Raw genomic sequence first — 16,734 nt, 5'->3', positions numbered from 1 at the left:
CGCTTTCCCCAACCCGATGACGGGTAGTCGTTGTTGGGGGCCTTCAACGCAAGCGTCATGCCATACGCGCAACGCGCGAGCGTGAGCGCCCGTGAGGCGGTGCGCACACACAGCGTCAGTTTCCAGCAGCACGGTGGCCGTGCCAGCAAGTGTGCAGACGAACGTTGTGCTGAATCGGTGACATTTTGCTTCATGTCTGCACGAAGGGACTCGCGGCATGGGCGGGTGGCGTGAGGTCGGCGAACTGGCCTTCGAGCCACGCCCCCGTCTTTTCGATCAGGAAGCGCCGGAAGGCCGCGCAGGCGGGCGACATCTGCTTTGCGTTCATGTGAACCACATGCCATACGCGGTCGATGGGCGTGCCGTTCACATTCAGGATCGACACCTCATGGGCGAGCAGTTCCAGCCGCAGCGTATGCAGCGGCAACAGGCTCACGCCCATGCCCGCCACGACCGCCTGCTTGACGGTTTCGTGGCTGTCGAGCGGCAGCGTGCGAGCCGGTGTGAACAGATGATGCCGGAACATTTCAGCCGCAACGGTCGCCGTGTCGGAGCCCGGCTCGCGCATCAGAAAGGTGTCATGGCGCAATTCGTGCAAGTCGAAGCGCGCTGCATCGACGAACGGATGCGTGACGCTCGCGGCGATCACATGCGGGTTGTACGCGAGCGGCTCGCAATGCGCGTCGAGTTCGACGGGCGGACGTCCCATCACGGCGAAATCGATTGCGTTGTCTTGCAATTGGCGCAGCAGCGCGTCCCGTTTGCCGATCGAAAAGCGGATGTCGACTTTCGGATGACGCTCTGCATAGCGCGCGATCTGGCGCGGGACGAAGTATCGCGCCGCGCTGACGAGACCGACGCTGAGGCTGCCGCCATCGGCCGACGAGAGGGAACGCATCGCGTCTTCGGCGTCCTTGATGTCGCCAAGAATCCGCTTCGCGTGATTGGACAGCGTCGCGCCCGCCTCGGTGAGCGTGATGCGCCGCCCGATACGTTCGAAAAGCGGCAGTCCGATCGCCTCTTCGAGCTGCTTGATCTGCATCGAGACGGCGGGCTGCGTCAGATGCATGTCTTCCGCGGCGCGAGCAAAGCTCTCGTACTGGGACGCGGCCGAGAAGATCTGCAACTGGCGCAGGGTGAGGTTGCGAAGCAGGTTGAGCATGATCGGCACTCCATGCGGCGGCAGATAAGCATCGCTTAAAGCGCAAATAAGAATCTCTGAATTTCTCTTGAGGGTCCGCTGGCTTACTGTGTTTGCCAGGCGGTCATCGCAAGCAACGGACGATCGAGGTCACGATGAATGCACGAATTGAACCAGGCGAGCAGGCGCGGTCCGCCGGCGTCGCGAGCGCCCCTCGCGCAGCAGCCATGAATGCAGCAGCCGTGAATGCAGCCGCCATCAATGCAGCCGCCATGAATGCAGCAGCCGTGAACCCTGTCCAGCCGACACTGCGGGAGTTTCTTGCCGCGCATCTGGCGCCGCGCCGCGCGCAAGCGCCTGGCGTCGTGCACGCCACCGACGCCGCCGGACTGCGCACCGCGATCGAGGCCATCGCACAGGCCGTGAAGGCCATCGCGGCACGTGTCGCGCAGGGTGCGATCTGCGGATGGCAGGCGGGCGCTGCACAGGCGCCGGCCATTCACACCGACTTGAGCGCCGCCGCGCATCACGTGCTGAGCGCGACATGCGAGGGCAGCGCGGCGTTTGCGGGCATGGTGTCGCCAGGCGTGGATTGGGTGCGCGCGGCGTCGTCGGGCCGCTACGTTCTGTTCGCCGATCCCCTCGACGGCGCGGCGAATGCCGAAGCGAACGCCGCGCTCGGAACTGTTTTCTCGATACGGCATGCGGGTGCGGCGCGCGCCGACGGCGGCTGCATGATCACGGGCGCGAAGCAGCTTGCCGCGGGCTACGCGCTCTACGGACCGGCGACGATCCTCGTGATCACCGTCGGGCGCGGCACGCACGGATTCACCCTCTGCCGCGAACGCGACGAATTCATGCTGACGCACCACGCGATCCGCATTCCCGAGCAGGGCGCCGAACTGGCCTTCAACGGCGCCCATGAACGCTTCTGGGAAGCGCCCGTCCAGCGTTACGTGAGCGAGTGCCGCGACGGCAGCGCGGGCGTGCGCCAGCGCGACTTCGACACGCGCTGGATTGCTTCGCTGGCGGCAGACACGCATCGCACGCTGATGCGCGGCGGGCTGTGCCTGTTTCCGTGCGAAAGCCGCCGCGCGCCGCGCACCGCACATCAGCCGCTGGTGTGGCAGGCGCAGTCGCTGGCCTGGCTCGTCGAGCAGGCGGGCGGGCTCGCCAGCACGGGGCGCTTGCGGATTCTCGATGTGGCTGCCGATACGCACGCGTCTACGCCGATGTTCATCGGCACGCAGCGCGAGGTCGAGCGCATCGAGCGCTACCATAGCGAGCACGAGCGAGGCGAGGACACGCCGTTCACTTCGCCGCTCTTCAACGAGCGTTCGCTGTTTCGTCCCGAAGCGCGTGTGTAGGCGGGAGTGACGGCATGTCGATCAAACATCCGATCGTCGCGGTGACGGGGTCCAGCGGGGCGGGAACCACGACCGTGATGAACAGCTTCCAGCACATCTTCCGGCGCGAAAAGCTCAATGCGCAGATTGTCGAAGGCGATGCGTTCCATCGCTTCGACCGAACGGCGATGCGGGCCGCGATGAAAGAGGCGGAGGAAAGCCGCCGCCAGTTCAGCCACTTCGGCCCCGAGGCCAACCTGCTGGAGGAGCTCGCGGCGTTGTTCAGCGAGTACGCGGCGACGGGCCGCGGGCGAGTGCGCACCTATCTGCACGACGAAACAGAAGCCGCGCAGTATGGTCTCGAAGCCGGCATGTTTTCGCCCTGGTCGGACATCGAGCCGCCCACGGATCTGCTCTTCTACGAGGGCCTGCATGGCGGCTTCGTCGGACGCGGCATCGACGTCGCGCAACACGCGGACCTGCTGGTGGGCGTCGTGCCCATCATCAACCTCGAATGGATCCAGAAGCTGCATCGGGACAAGACGCTGCGCGGCTACTCACAGGAAGCCGTGATGGACACGATTCTGCGCCGCATGCCCGACTACGCTCACTACATCTGTCCGCAGTTCAGCCGCACGCACGTCAACTTTCAGCGCGTGCCGACCGTGGACACGTCGAACCCTTTCGCCGCACGCGACATTCCGAGCGCCGACGAGAGCTTTGTTGTGATTCGCTTTGCAAACCCGAAGGGCATCGATTTTCCCTATCTGCTCACGATGCTGCACGACTCGTTCATGAGCCGGCCGAATGTCATCGTCGTGCCGGGCGGCAAGATGGGACTCGCGATGCAACTGATCTTCACACCCATGATCCTGCAGATCATCGACCGCCAGAAGCGGGCGGCCTGACGAGGCTGCGGGAAGCACATCCAATCAGTCAACAGGAGACACTGACATGCAAGTCATGCCGCGCAATCTGCCGATCGATGCCGTGCTGTTCGATCTCGACGGCACGCTGTTGCATACGTCGCCCGATATCGGCAATGCGCTCAACCGGGCGCTGGCCGAAAACGGCTTCCCTTTGCTCGCGCCAGGCGTGGCGCAGACGTTGATAGGCGGCGGCTCGGAGATCCTCGTCGATCGCGCGCTGACGCTGCTCGGCGTCGACGCGCGTCCCGCGACGCTCGACCTCGTGCTGCGCCGCTACGAGACGTGCTACTACCAGATTTGCCGCGACGAAAACCAGCTGACGCAACTGTATGCCGGCACCGAGGCGACACTCGACAGTTTGCGGCACATGGGCCTCAGGCTCGGCGTGGTCACCAACAAGGAGTCACGCTTCGTCGATGCGCTGATGTGGCGCTTCGGATTGCAGGCATGGTTCGACATGGTCGTCGACGGTGACGCCCGCTTGCCGCGCAAGCCGGACCCCGAGCCGCTTCTGCACGCCTGCGAAGCGTTGGGTGTCGAACCGTCGCATACGCTTTTCGTCGGCGATTCCGTCACCGATGCGCTCGCGGCGCAGGCAGCGGGGATGCCGATGGTGTGCGTGAGCTATGGGTACAGCGGCGACCATCCCGTGTCCGAACTGCCGTGCATCCGCGTGATCGACGGGATCAGCGAGTTGCCCGAACTGATCGGCGGCCCGCGCAAATGGCATCGCGCAACGCGCGTCGATCACGCGATCGCCGCGCAGGAGATGCAGGCAAATCAGCCGAACTGAGCAGACAAACTGAGCAGATCAAACTGAGCGCGATTGAATGACGAAGGCGCGTCACGTCTTGATATGGACGCGCCTCATTTTCCGATAGAGCGTATTGCGCGTGATGCCGAGTGCGATCGCAACCTGGCTCACGTTCCATCGATGCTTGTCCAGCAATGCGAGCAGCGCCTCGCGCTCGGCCTGCAGGATCGCGTTGAGCGGCGCGGCGGCGTCTGCTTCATCGTCCGCTTCGGCGGCGTCGTCGCTATCGGGCAGCGCCGATCCGGCGCCGGCAGGCTGCGGACGATTCAAATTTTTCTCCCGCTGCACGAGCCACACGGGCAGGTGGGCCGTGGTCAGCTCATCGCCGTCGCACAGCGCTGCCGCCGTGCGCAACACGTTGCGCAGTTGACGGATATTCCCGGGCCAATCGCTATCGAGCAGAATCTGACGCACGTCCGCTGACAGCCGTGGGGCAGGGGTCTGCTCTTTCTCCAGAAGATGGCGGATCAGCGCGAGCTTGTCCTTGCGGGCGCGCAGCGGAGGCAGCTCGAGCATCACGCCGTTGAGACGGTAGTACAGATCCTCGCGGAACTCGCCGCTTTCGACGAGTTCAGCCAGATCGCGGTGGCTTGCGCTCACGAGCTGAAAGTCCACCTTGACCACGGTCTCGGAACCGAGCGGCGTGACTTCGCGCTCTTCGAGCACGCGCAACAGGCGCGCCTGCAGCGCGAGCGGCATGTCGCCGATCTCGTCGAGAAACAGCGTGCCGCCATCGGCTTGCAGGATCTTGCCGCGCCGGCCTTCGCGTTGAGCGCCTGTAAAGGCGCCCGCGCGATAGCCGAACAGTTCGCTTTCGATCAGATGCTCAGGCAACGAAGCACAGTTGACCGCGACGAACGGACCGTTGCCGCGCTCGCTTGCCGCATGCAGCGCCTGGGCGAACACCTCCTTCCCGCTGCCCGTCTCGCCATGCACGAGCACGGCAATGCCGCGATCGATCACGCGCGCGCCGAGATCGAACTGACTGGCGATCTGCGCATCGCCGAATTCGACGCGCGCGGCGCCCGCGCGCAATGCGCCCGCCGGCCGCGCCGCGCGTGCCGGACGCCGGGCCGCCGCGGACGCCGCGGACGCCGTGTCGTCGATCGATGCAGCAAACGGTGCCGGCGCGCTTGCTTCACGCGCGGCACGATCCCGCGGCTCCTGGGCAACCACGAAGAAGCGGCTCGACGCATGCGTGCGGTAGATCGCAACGGGATAGAACGAACTGCGCGCGCTGCGCGCGACGATCTCGTTGAGCGACGCATTGAAGATGTCGGTGATCGATTTGCCCGCGATCTCATCGAGCGTCACAAAGCCGAGTTGAACGAGCGCGCTGCGGTTCGCACCGAGTATCGCGCCGTCTTCATCGACGGTGAGCTTGCCCGCATGCAGGGTGCCCACGAACTCGGGGCGGCTATGAAACTGGATACGATAGGCGTGCGTATGACGTGCATCAAGCAGGCGGTTCTCGATCATCTGCCGGGACATGCCGACGAGCACGAGCGAATGCTGCTGCAACAGCGGCGAGCGGCTCGTGACGTCGAGCACGCCCGCAATCGATCCGCGTTCGTCGAAGACGGGCGCGGCCGCGCAAGTGAGCGTTGCATAGCGCCGGTAGAAATGCTCGTGCTGACGCACGGCGACGGCTTCGCCTTCGGCCAGACAGGTGCCCATGCCGTTCGTGCCCGCTTCACGTTCGTTCCACACGGCACCCGCGCACAGTCCCCAGTCTTCGACTTCGCCTGCGAATTCGGGCGACGACGCGAGATGCAGGATCACGCCGTCGGCGTCCGTCATCACGACGGCCAGTTCGGGATCGCCGAGCTGCTGGTAGAGCGTCGCCATTTCGAGCTTCGCGCAATCGACGAGATCGGCGTTCTGCTCGCGGCGCAGCGCGAGTTCCGCGCTCGTCATCACGGGCGGCGGCGCGCACACGTCGGGATCGAGACCATAGTCTTCGATGCAGCGCGTCCATGAACGGACCACGGGCGCGCTCGGCGCGAACTCGACAAGGCGCTCGCGCATGATGGCTTCGACCCGGTTACCCGTACCCGCAAGCGGCTGGCATGACGACATGGTGAACATCTCCGAGAAGTCGCAGGCGCACGGGCGTGCGGACAGGTGCGCCACGTTGAAGCCCATTATTGGCAAACGAATCACGCGTGACAATTTGCCTTGATGGGCTACCTCTCGGGGAGTAGAGGTTAACCAGAAGCACTTGCTTGAACGCACGGCGGCGCAACGCGCGCGCAGCGCGTCGCCGCTGCGGGTCCCGGATGCGGTTCGAAGAGAGGGAAGCGAAACACGGCGCGCGCATGCGCACCGCTTTTTCAGTGATGCGAGCGCGTGCCGTGCTCCTGCTGCCACAGCACGGCTTCAAGGCGCGAGTGAAGGTCGAGTTTGCGCAGCACGTGCTTGACGTGCACCTTGACGGTTCCCACGCTGATATCGAGCTTGCGCGCAATGGCCTTGTTGCACAGACCCGCCACCAGATAGTCGAACACTTCGAGCTCGCGCGCCGTCAGATCGTTCTGCGCGGCGGGAATGCGCTGGCCGCCCGAGAGCGCGTGAACGAGACTGCCCGTGACGGATTCGCTCAGCACGGCCGTGCCCTTGAGCGCCTTTTGCAGCGAGATGCACAGGTCCTCGGGGTCCATGTCCTTCAGCAGATAGCCGTGCGCGCCCGCGCGCAACGCGGCCACCACATCGCGCTCGCTGTCCGACACGGTCAGCATGATGAAGCGCGAGTCGACGCCCGCCTCGCGCATGCCTTCCAGCGTCTCGATGCCGTTCATCCGTGGCATGTTCAGGTCGATCAGCACGACATCCGGCTTCAGTCGCACGGCCATGTCGATCCCTTCCTGGCCCGAGGTCGCTTCGCCCGCGACCTCGAAGGCCGGGTTCATCTGGATCAGTTGCGCGACGCCCTTGCGAAACAACGCGTGGTCGTCGATGAGAAGTACTGTGTGAGGGACCATCTGCTCTTCCTGGACTCATTGACCAGACCAATCGGCTGAATCGGCCTGGCTGCGTAAGCTGCGCGTTGCGGCACAGCGCGATGTCGTGAACCTGTGAGCGGTGGCTTATTGTTGCTATTGCCGAAGTGCTGCCTGAATGAGTTTAACAACTTGTTGCAATCCAAAAAATAGTTTGTGCCCGGAATGCGCGCACATTCCGGGTTTTCCATAGTGTGGGCTCAGAAGTGTCCGCGCAGTTCTTCTGCAATGTCGAAGATGTCGCCGACGATGCCGTACTTCGCAATCGAGAAGATCGACGCCTCGGGGTCGGTATTGACGGCGATGATGTTCTCGACGTGCTTCATGCCCGCCATGTGCTGCACGGAGCCCGAGATGCCCATCGCGATGTAGAGCTTGCAGCTCGCGGCCGTCTTGCCCGACTGGCCGACCTGATGTGCCTTGGGCAGCCAGCCGGAATCGGCGATGGGACGCGAGCAACCGAGCGTTGCGCCCAGCGAGCCGGCCAGTTCACGGAACTGCTCGACATTGGTTTCTTCGCCGATGCCCCGGCCAATCGACATGATGAAGTCCGCGCCCGTGATATCCACGTCGCCGCTCGCCGCGGGTTCTTCGAACGACACGTGGCTGCTGCGCGCCGTGACGGCGGGCGCGTCGAACTGGCTGACTTCGGGCGTTGCGGTAGCATCGGGCGCCTTGAACGCGCCGGGCCGTATCGTGATGATGACGGTGGCGCGGCCGGGAAACTCGATCTCCATGTTGACCTTCTGCCCATAACCCGAGCGCGTCGCGATCCAGCCGTCGCCGTCGCGCGCGAGTCCGAACGCGTCGGTGGTGAAGCCGTAGTTGCCTTTGACGGCGAGGGGCGCGGCGTAACCGAGCGTGTCGATGGTATGGGGCAGCAGCACGAGCGACGGCTTGCGCGCCTCGATCAGTGCGTGCGCAACCGCCTGGTAGGTATCGGGATCGAACGCATCGCTCGCCGTTTGCACGGTGACGATCTCATCGACGCCCGCGACCTTGAGCGCGTCGACGAATGCTGCGGGCGCCGCGCCCAGCACGGCGACTGTCACGCGTTCGCCGCCTGCCTCACGCGCAGCGGCCGCCGCGCCGATCACTTCCACGCTGACGGGGCGCAGCTGTCCCTGACGATGTTCAGCAATAACCAGAATCCCGCTCATTACGCTTCTCCCCGAAATTCCTTGATGATGCCCGCGAGGCGGGCGGCCTGTTCGGCGGGCGTGCCGTCGATCATCTGCGCGCGTCCCAGTTCGGGCACGTACACGCGGCGGATGCGCGAGAGCGAACCTTGCGCGCCCGTCTCACCGGCGGACAGACCGAGCGCGTCCGGCGCAACGGTTTCGATCGGCCTCGACGCGGCCTGCTTGATGCCGCGCAGCGACGCGTAGCGCGGCGTATTGATGCCCAGTTGCAGCGTCAGCACGGCAGGGCATTGCACGGTGACGTTCGCATAGGCGCCGCCTTCGAGTTCGCGGCGTGCGCTCGCCGTGCCCGCGCCCGGCGTGTACTCGAGGCCCGCGACGACAGCCGCGTGCGGCCAGTCGAGCAGGCCCGCGAGCGCCATGCCCGTCGCGCCATAAGCGTGGTCGGACGCCTGCACGCCGGCGAAGATCATGTCGGGCGCTTCGCGGCGGGCAAGCGCCGCGAGTGCGCGTGCGATGCCGACGGGGTCGGCCTCTTCAAGTTCATCGCTCCACACACGGATCGCGCGATCGGCGCCTTTCGCGAGGCACTTGCGCAGCTCTTCGTCGGCGCGCTCGGGGCCCACGGTGGCGACGACGACTTCGATGTCGCCGCCATTGCCGCTTTCCTTCAGGCGCAGCGCTTCTTCAAGCGCGTAGTGGTCCCATTCGTTGAGATCGAACACATGAAAGTCCGACTCGACGTCGCGTTCATCGTCGCGCAGCTCGAAATCCTCGTCGAGCGACGCGACCTGCTTGATGGTTACGAGTATTTTCATCCTGCCTCCTCCACTGATGTGGTCAGTTGATGTGTGCATGGTTCAGCTGTTTCCGTTGCGCCTGCAACGGTCGAATGCTGGTGCTTGCGATCGAGCGCCGCGGCGAGCGTGCCGGCGAGCTGGCCGTACATGCGGGCGCGGGCCTCCGTGTCCGGTTCGAAGCGCATCCGCCAGCGGTCCGCGTCGGTCAGGCCTGGATGCATGAAAACGAGCACCCGGTGCAGCGGGTACGCCTCGTCGCGCAACGGCAGCAGCACGCGCCGCTGCGCGTGGCGGTTCAGAATGACGGCCCGCCGTACATCGGGCGACGCGTGCCCGGCCAGACGCGCGAGCGTCGCCTGCGGTGTGCCGCGGTTGCGCGCCACGCCCGCCAGCACGTCGATATGCGTGTCGTGCAACAGCCGGTGCAGCACGGGGCCCGGCAGGTCGTCGCGCAACGCGACGCCCGCCCTGACCCACGCGACCTCGTCGCCGGCGAGCAGCGTGAGCAGTTGCGCCGGACAATCGGGGTGGCGCGTCACCGAACGGCGCACGTCCGCTTCGCGATCCCGCGCGAGCCGGTCGAGCCAGATGCGCGGGCACGCGCGATTGCGCGCGAGACTGCTGCGCACCCACGTATCGCCGTCTTCCGCGAGCCATTCGACCACCTTCAGCGGCAGATCGTCCCGCACGGCGATCGCGCGTCTGACGAGCGTATCCGCGTCGAAGCACAGCAGAATCAGCGCGCCCGCGGGTGTCGCGGGATTGGTGGCGGCGGCGCGCCGCACGGCGGGGTCGTCGTCGCGGGCGAGGGCAGTCAGGATTTCGCCCAGGGTCCGCACATTCAGCGCGAGACTGCGCCGCTCGGCGCTCGATGCCGGGATGCTGCCCAACAGTTCGTTTGGGCACGCGGCATGGCGCAGCACCTGCGCGCGGACGGCACTCTCGCGCGTGCCCTGCCACAAGCGATGCAGCGTGCGCGCGTCGGTCGCGAAGTGAATCGCGAGCAGCCGTTGCAGCGGCTCGATGCCGCGATCGGCCAGTTGGGCGAGCAGATCGGTCTGCACGCCGACGTTTTCGCACAGCGAGCGCAATGTCTCGATGCTCGCGGCGTTCGACGCGATCTTCGCGAGCAGCGTCGGCGGCGCGAGCGGGTGGCGCGCGATCAGTTGCGCGATGCGTTGTGCTGGCTGTTGCGGCCCGCTTCCATCGAGGCTTGCACCGAGCGTTTGCAGTCCGCCGGCGGGCGTGGCGGCATTGCGCGCGAGCCGCGTTGCGAGCGTGGTGTCCGCGTCTGCCGTCGCGAGCGCGCAAAGCCTCGCCAGCACGGCGGGCGGCGCATACGGGCACGCCGCGAGCGCAAGCCGCTCGCTGCGCGAGCCGAACATGCGGGCTTCGAGCCGTTTGCGATCCGCGCCGCCCGCGTGCGGATAAAGCATCGCGGACGCGAATGGATCGGATGCGTCGAGTGCGAGCCGCACCAGTTCCCGCCAGTGGCGGCGCAGCCGCACGTCTTCGCGCGCCGCCATCGCGGCGCGCGGCGCTCCCCGCCCCCCCCCCGCGGCGCTCCATCGGCGGGACGGGCAGAGGTCGTCATGAGGTCTTCGCGCGGCGCCCGTCAGACGTCGGCGGTGACGCGGACGTCGTCAGCGGGCGGCGTGTCGCCGTCGACGTCGACGAGACTTTCGGCGATCAGCTCGATCAGTTCGCGCACGACGAAGCGGCCTTCGTATCCGCTCGTCTTGAGCGCATCTTCGAACATCGTCAGGTCTTTCGGGCAGCACACGACGAACACTTCCAGCCCTTCGATGTTCGCTGCTTCCTTCATGCGGTTCTGCGACGGCTTTTCCTGGCCGACGGGGTCGTTCATCCAGATGCGCCCGCCACCCGCGCCGCAGCAGAACGAGTTGTCGCGCGAGCGCTTCATTTCGACCAGCTCGCAACCGAGCGCATCGATGATCTGGCGCGGCGCGTCGTAACCCTTGTTGAAGCGGCCGAGGTGACAGGGATCGTGGAACGTCACGCGATAGCCGAGCTTGCGCTTCGGTCGCAGTTTGCCGTCGGCGAGCATGCGCGCGACGTAGCTCGTGTAGTGCTCGATTTCGAAATGACCGCCGAAGTCCGGGTACTCGTTGCGGATCGTGTTGTACGAATGCGGGTCCGTCGTGATGATGCGGCGGAATTGCGACGTGCCGAGCGTCGCGATGTTCTGCGTCGCGAGCAGCTCGTAAAGCCCTTCTTCGCCGACGCGCCGCACATCGTTGCCCGCGTTCGCCTCGCCTTCGAACAGCAGGCCGAAATCCACGCCCGTATCGTGCAGGAGCGTCGCGAAGGACTGCGTGACCCGCTGGTTGCGCGGATCGAACGATGCGTAGTCGCCGACGAACCACAGCAGATCGACGGGTTCCTTGCGCGCATCCTTGATCGGGAAGGGCAGCGTCTTGGTCCAGGCCGCGCGCTTGCGCTTCGATTCGTTGAACGAGTTGCCGTTCTTGTGGATGGCCTGCAGTGTCTTTTGCACCTGGGGTTCCATCTGGCCGTCTTCGACGAGATTACGGCGCAGCTGCACGATGATGGGCACATGCTCGACAGCGACGGGGCAGATCTCGACGCACGCCATGCAGGTTCTGCACGACCATACGGTTTCCATGAACACCTGGCCGATATCCTTGCCGTGCACGTCGAGCTTCACCTCTTCGGGCAGGGTGTTCTTCTCCAGCGCCTCATTCGCGAATTCGCGCAGCGACAGGATCACGTCGCGCGGCGACAGCGGCGCGCCGACGGCGCGGGCAGGGCACGCCTCGTGGCAGCGGCCGCATTTGGTGCAGGCGTCGAGATTGAGCAGATGCTTCCACGTGAAGTCGGTGATGGTCTTGTAGCCTGCGCGCTCGGCGTCCGGCTCGACCTTCGGCAGACGCTGCGCGGCGAGCGGATCGCGCATCAGCAGCGAGCCGCTTGCGGTGAAGATGTGCTTGACCTTCGTGTACGGAATCAGCGCGATGAACGTCAGCGCGAGCGCGCCGTGAAACCACCACAGGCCGGTGCGCAGCACGTACGCGGCCGATGCGCTGAGTCCCGCGCCGCGCATGATTTCCGCGAGCAGGGCCGCGACGGGCGACCACCAGCGCGTGTCCCAGACGACGGCGCGATCCTGGAGCCATACGAGCCGCAACCCGCTCAGCACGAAACCCGTGATGCCGATCAGCACGAGCGACCACAGGAACGCCCAGTCTTCGCGGCGATAGCCGCTGCGGTCGTAGTCGGGGTCGCCCGGCTTGCGGTCGGGGCGCGTGTAATCGAGCTTCGGCGGTTTGATCCAGCCGCGCCGCACCATCATGTAGATCAGGCCGCCCACCAGCGACAGACCGGCGAGATTCATCGCCAGCTTGAAGAACAGGTAGAAATCGCCGTTCCAGAAATGGAAGCCGAGAAAGCGCGCGGTGATGTCGTAATCGACGGTGACGGTGGCCGTGCCGAGGAACAGCACCGCGAAGCCGTAGAAAATAAAGCGGTGCGCGCGGCCCGCCGCGGGGTCGCGGCGCGCGATCGTGCGGTGGCTCAGCACGACCCGCACCATTGCGCCAACCCGCGCGCGCAGATCGATAGGGCCGGCCACGGGCTTGCCGCGCCGGTACTTGCGCACCTGCACGTAGACGCCCCACGCGAACGCGGCCATGGCCGCGACGCCTGCCAGATAGAACAGTACGATCGCGAACGTGGGGAATCCCTCGAAGAGAATCCGGGTGACGTTGACGGGGTCGAAGTTCGCTGCGCTCGACATGGGCTCGTCCGTTGAAAGAGTAAAGAGGGTCCTCCGCCACGGCACCGGCTCTTCGCGTCCCAAGCTGCGGGCGACCCGAATCGCGCGATGCGGTGGCGTTCAGATTGACGGGCAAGGGTGGCGCGAGCCCGCTGGCTCGCGTGCCGCCTGCTACTTCTTGTAGACGATCTCGAAGGTGCCGCCGGGGTTGTGCGGCGTGCCCCAGACGGCCACTTCACGGCGGTACGGCAGCGGCAACTGGGCGTTCTTCTCTTCGATTTCGCGCGCGAGACGGTGGCCCGTGAAGGTCGCGTCGGCGATCAGGCGCGGCGCTTCGGCATCGCCGATCAGGTACACGTCCTTGATGCCCTTGGCGTCCCATTCGCTCTGGCGCTGCTTCAGTTCGCGATAGAGGCCGTCGTTGGAGCGGCGGCCCGTCACGAGCACCAGCGAATCGAATTCGAGCCAGCGATGGGTCTTGTTCTCGTCGCGCGGCAACTGGCCCTTGCCCTTGTACGTGCGGCGGGAACCATCGCCCCAGATGTTGTAGATCTGGATGCGGCCCGGCTCGATGCGGCTCGCGAAGTGGTCGCCGAGTTCTTGCACGCCCAGCTCGTGCAGGCGGCGCATCATGTTCGGATATTCGAGCGTGAAGTGCATGTAGTTCGCGAGATGGACGCCGCTGACGATGGTCACTTCATGACCGGCCGCCGCGAGCTTTTCCGCGAGGCTCGGCGCCATGAAGTACGTGTCCGCGTTCAGGATCACGACGCGCTTGCCGATCGCCTTCTTGCCGGAGAGCACCTGTTCGGGCGTCAGCTGGTCCGGCAGCGTTGCGTCCGCGCCCGGAATCGGGTCGTGCGTCAGGCAGTTGGTGCCATCGCCGACCCAATGCGAACCCGTGGCGATCACAACCTTTTCTGCGCCGTAGTCGAGCACGTCGTCGGCCGTGAGCGGCTTCTGGCCGAGTGCGAGCTGGCTCTGGCGGTTTTTCTTCAGCAGCTTGGCGATCTGCGTTTCGCGATAGTCGCGGTGATAACCCCATTCGCCGAGTCCCGGCAACGTGACCACGCTATTCAGATGGCCGCCGATCTTCTCGGCCTGATCGACGAGGTGAACCGTATAGCCGCGCTGCATCAGCACGCGTGCGCACTCGGAGCCCGACGGGCCCGCGCCCACCACAAGGACGGAATCGTTCGACGCGCACTCGGCGAACTTTTCCGGATGCCAGCCGCGGCGGTATTCTTCGCCGGCCGTCGCGTTCTGCGTGCAGATCATCGGCGGGCCACCGATTTCCCAGCGCGAGATGCACACGTTGCAGCCGATGCAGACGCGGATATCGTCGATACGGCCTTCGTCGATCTTCTTCGGCAGGAACGGGTCGGCGATCGACGGACGGGCAGCGCCGATGATGTCGGCGATTCCCTTGGTGACGATCTCCGTCATCTTCTCCGGGTCGGTGAAGCGGCCGACGCCGAGCACGGGCTTCTTCGACACCTCCTTGATGAAGCGCGTCCACGGAACCTGGTGACCCTGCAAATAGAAGCGCGACGGGCCCGCGTCCTCGCCCCATTCGGCGATATCGCCGACGTCCACGTCCCACAGATCGACGAGCGAATCGGCCATCTCGACGAACTTCATGCCGTCTTTCTCGACTTCGATCCCGCCGCTGCCGTACAGCGAATCGACGGCGAAGCGCGTTGCGATCGCGCAGTCGCTGCCCACGGCGCGGCGCACCTTTTCGAGCGTTTCAAGCCAGAAACGCGCGCGGTTTTCGAGCGAGCCGCCATAGCCGTCGGTGCGCTTGTTGTAGTACGGCGAAAGGAATTGCAGCGGCAGGTACGAGTGCGCGCCGTACACGTAGACGATGTCGAAACCGGCGTCGCGGGCGCGCAGCGCGGCCTCGACATAGTATTGCTGGACATCGCGGATGTCGTCGAGGTCCATCTCCTTGCAATAGGTCAGCGTCTCGAACTCGGACGCGTACTGGCTCGGACCGCGAGGCGTCGCGCGGCTTTCCATGCAGGGGGCGTGCGCGCCGCCGTACCACATTTCGATGCCCGCCAGCGCGCCGTACTTGTGGACTTCCTCCGTCATCGCGCGCAGGTTGCGCACGTCGCCTTCATCCCAGATGCGCGCCGACAGACGGTGCGTGTCGTCCGACTCGGGGTGGATCGAACAATATTCCGTGTTCATCGCGGCCCAGCCGCCTTCAGCCTTCATCGAGCGGTGGGCTGCCTGAAAGCCCGGCAGGTTGCTGCCTGCGCCGATGCAGTGCGGAACCTGATAGAAGCGGTTGCGCAGCGTCTTGGGGCCAATCTGGATCGGCTGGAACAGCACGTCATGACGGGGATCGCGGGGCATGGAAAGAGTCTCCTTTAACATGGACTACATGAGACAAAGGCGGGGTCCCGTCCGGGACCCTGGACAGTTGTTGTGCTTCCTCTGCCTCTGTCTTTCTCGTGATGGCGGCGCGGCGCCCTGTGGCATGCCGCGCGCCGCCGTATCGGGGGTACTGCGAATACGGGTGCGGCCTCAGGCGGCGACGCGGGTGCGCAGGCGCATCGGGTCGTAGAACGGCGTCTTGCTGACGACGCCGCTGAATTTGCCCGCCGCATCGCGGATCTCGACCTTGGTGCCGAGCGCCGTGTGGTTCGGCTTCAGGTGCACCATCGCGAGTGACTGCATCAGATAGCGGCTGAAAATCGCGCTGGTCACGACGCCTACCTGCTCGTCGCCGATATAGATCGGCGAACCGGCGCTGACGGCGGCATCGTGCCTGACCACGACGCCCGCCTGCTTCACGCGCTGCTTGCCGCGCGCCGCGAGCAGCGCTTCTTTGCCGACGTAGTCGCCTGCCTTGCCGGCATCGACCATCCAGTCGAGATTCAGCTCCCACGGCGTGGTGTCGCCTTCGGGCATGTCGAACGGATAGAAGAGCAGCGCGGCTTCGATACGCGCGATTTCCAGCGACATCCACGAGGCGGGCACGGCGCCGTGCGGCTTGCCGGCTTCGAGAATGTTGTCCCACAGCGCGACGGCGTCAGTGGCGGCGCACGACACTTCGAAGCCTTGCTCGCCCGAATAGCCGCCGCGCGAGACGATGATCTTGCGGCCGAAGAGCTGCGTTTCGACGTGCGCGAAGTACGGCAGCTTGTTCAGCTCGATGCCGATATGCGGCTGCAGAATGTCCGTCGAACGCGGGCCTTGCAGCGACAGCATATGGACATCGAAGTCCTGGCGCCATTCGACGTTGCGCTTGTGCGCGGCGCGTTCGAGAAGCGTCTGCGTCGTGCCGCCGCCATGCGAGAGCCTGAAGTTCTGCGGGGCGTCGTAGATCACCATGAGGTCGTCGCAGATGCCGCCGCGCTCGTCGACTTCGGCGGCGAGCCGCGCCGTGCCCGGCTTCATCCGGCTGACATCGATCGCGCAGATGCTGTCGATCACGGCTGCCGCGTCGGGGCCCGTCACGCGCACGATGTTCAGTGCGCTGATGTCGTAAAGGCCTGCCGCCGTGCGCACCGCCACCACGTCGTCATACGGATCGCCCGAGTAATACCAGGGAATCGGCATGTCGTTCCAGGAATCGCCATCCAGCTTCGAACCTAGCTCACGATGACGGACGTTGAGAATGGATTGCCTTGTCATGATGTTTTCCCGAAAGTAGGACCCGTTTGCCGGGGAATGACTGCACGCTTTTGTATTGCGTAGGCGTTGATATCGGATGGCTTGAATGCGCCAGCGTCGATGACCGCAAGTCTCTGCCGTTCAATTTCGCCCCACAATCGCCCGGTGGCACTACCTCC

At 65.4% G+C, this 16,734-nt stretch carries 12 protein-coding genes; 3 read left to right on the top strand and 9 right to left on the bottom strand.

Going from position 1 to position 16,734, the window contains the following annotated elements; all coding sequences use genetic code 11:
• Positions 1-190: 190 nt before the first annotated feature.
• A complete protein-coding gene (locus J8I87_RS01825) occupies positions 191-1,162 on the bottom strand; it encodes a LysR substrate-binding domain-containing protein (protein ID WP_209929744.1) in 972 nt (323 codons plus the stop codon).
• Between the two features lie 134 nt (positions 1,163-1,296).
• On the opposite strand from J8I87_RS01825, the gene J8I87_RS01820 reads away from it, so the two are divergent.
• From J8I87_RS01820 to gph, 3 genes are read left to right on the top strand one after another with little or no spacing between them, the layout of a single operon-like run.
• A complete protein-coding gene (locus J8I87_RS01820) occupies positions 1,297-2,508 on the top strand; it encodes a fructose-1,6-bisphosphatase (RefSeq protein ID WP_245253638.1) in 1,212 nt (403 codons plus the stop codon).
• Between the two features lie 14 nt (positions 2,509-2,522).
• A complete protein-coding gene (locus J8I87_RS01815; RefSeq protein ID WP_209929743.1) occupies positions 2,523-3,395 on the top strand; it encodes a phosphoribulokinase in 873 nt (290 codons plus the stop codon).
• 46 nt (positions 3,396-3,441) lie between these two features.
• Entirely contained in the window at positions 3,442-4,209 is a 768-nt protein-coding gene (gene gph, locus J8I87_RS01810) for a phosphoglycolate phosphatase (RefSeq protein ID WP_209929742.1), read from the top strand.
• A gap of 51 nt (positions 4,210-4,260) precedes the next feature.
• Here gph and J8I87_RS01805 read toward each other — a convergent pair whose 3' ends face one another.
• The 8 genes from J8I87_RS01805 to J8I87_RS01770 form a co-directional block, all read right to left on the bottom strand.
• Positions 4,261-6,309 carry a sigma-54-dependent Fis family transcriptional regulator gene (locus J8I87_RS01805; protein WP_209929741.1) on the bottom strand — a complete coding sequence of 683 codons (2,049 nt, stop codon included), beginning with the start codon at positions 6,307-6,309 and terminating at the stop codon, positions 4,261-4,263.
• Between the two features lie 254 nt (positions 6,310-6,563).
• Positions 6,564-7,211 (bottom strand): two-component system response regulator NarL, encoded by a 648-nt coding sequence (gene narL, locus J8I87_RS01800; protein ID WP_209929740.1) that lies wholly within the window; start codon positions 7,209-7,211, stop codon positions 6,564-6,566.
• Between the two features lie 218 nt (positions 7,212-7,429).
• Positions 7,430-8,389 (bottom strand): electron transfer flavoprotein subunit alpha/FixB family protein, encoded by a 960-nt coding sequence (locus tag J8I87_RS01795; protein ID WP_209929739.1) that lies wholly within the window; start codon positions 8,387-8,389, stop codon positions 7,430-7,432.
• Positions 8,389-9,189, bottom strand: a complete 801-nt coding sequence (locus J8I87_RS01790) for an electron transfer flavoprotein subunit beta/FixA family protein (RefSeq protein WP_209929738.1) — start codon at positions 9,187-9,189, stop codon at positions 8,389-8,391. The genes J8I87_RS01795 and J8I87_RS01790 overlap by 1 nt, the downstream gene beginning before the upstream one ends.
• Entirely contained in the window at positions 9,186-10,697 is a 1,512-nt protein-coding gene (locus J8I87_RS01785; protein WP_209929737.1) for a hypothetical protein, read from the bottom strand. Before J8I87_RS01785 ends, J8I87_RS01790 begins: the two co-directional genes overlap by 4 nt.
• Before the next feature lie 89 nt (positions 10,698-10,786).
• Positions 10,787-12,949: a heterodisulfide reductase-related iron-sulfur binding cluster gene (locus J8I87_RS01780; protein WP_209929736.1), complete on the bottom strand. Its 2,163-nt coding sequence runs from the start codon at positions 12,947-12,949 to the stop codon at positions 10,787-10,789.
• A 150-nt stretch (positions 12,950-13,099) separates the two neighbouring features.
• Positions 13,100-15,292: an FAD-dependent oxidoreductase gene (locus J8I87_RS01775; protein WP_209929735.1), complete on the bottom strand. Its 2,193-nt coding sequence runs from the start codon at positions 15,290-15,292 to the stop codon at positions 13,100-13,102.
• Positions 15,293-15,463: 171 nt separating this feature from the next.
• Positions 15,464-16,576, bottom strand: a complete 1,113-nt coding sequence (locus J8I87_RS01770) for an aminomethyltransferase family protein (RefSeq protein ID WP_209929734.1) — start codon at positions 16,574-16,576, stop codon at positions 15,464-15,466.
• Positions 16,577-16,734 lie beyond the last annotated feature (158 nt).

Source organism: Paraburkholderia sp. LEh10 (genome assembly GCF_017814945.1).
Classification (GTDB): Bacteria; Pseudomonadota; Gammaproteobacteria; order Burkholderiales; family Burkholderiaceae; genus Paraburkholderia.
The sequence above is the reverse complement of the archived record's forward strand: the minus strand, read 5'-3'. Positions and strand labels throughout refer to the sequence as shown.

Coding starts and splice junctions, on each gene's coding strand:
- J8I87_RS01780 (WP_209929736.1), bottom strand. CDS start 12,949: ATGTCGAGCGCAGCGAACTTCGACCCCGTCAACGTCACCCGGATTCTC.
- J8I87_RS01820 (WP_245253638.1), top strand. CDS start 1,297: ATGAATGCACGAATTGAACCAGGCGAGCAGGCGCGGTCCGCCGGCGTC.
- J8I87_RS01825 (WP_209929744.1), bottom strand. CDS start 1,162: ATGCTCAACCTGCTTCGCAACCTCACCCTGCGCCAGTTGCAGATCTTC.
- J8I87_RS01815 (WP_209929743.1), top strand. CDS start 2,523: ATGTCGATCAAACATCCGATCGTCGCGGTGACGGGGTCCAGCGGGGCG.
- J8I87_RS01775 (WP_209929735.1), bottom strand. CDS start 15,292: ATGCCCCGCGATCCCCGTCATGACGTGCTGTTCCAGCCGATCCAGATT.
- J8I87_RS01785 (WP_209929737.1), bottom strand. CDS start 10,697: ATGGCGGCGCGCGAAGACGTGCGGCTGCGCCGCCACTGGCGGGAACTG.
- J8I87_RS01795 (WP_209929739.1), bottom strand. CDS start 8,389: ATGAGCGGGATTCTGGTTATTGCTGAACATCGTCAGGGACAGCTGCGC.
- gph (WP_209929742.1), top strand. CDS start 3,442: ATGCAAGTCATGCCGCGCAATCTGCCGATCGATGCCGTGCTGTTCGAT.
- J8I87_RS01805 (WP_209929741.1), bottom strand. CDS start 6,309: ATGTCGTCATGCCAGCCGCTTGCGGGTACGGGTAACCGGGTCGAAGCC.
- J8I87_RS01790 (WP_209929738.1), bottom strand. CDS start 9,189: ATGAAAATACTCGTAACCATCAAGCAGGTCGCGTCGCTCGACGAGGAT.
- narL (WP_209929740.1), bottom strand. CDS start 7,211: ATGGTCCCTCACACAGTACTTCTCATCGACGACCACGCGTTGTTTCGC.
- J8I87_RS01770 (WP_209929734.1), bottom strand. CDS start 16,576: ATGACAAGGCAATCCATTCTCAACGTCCGTCATCGTGAGCTAGGTTCG.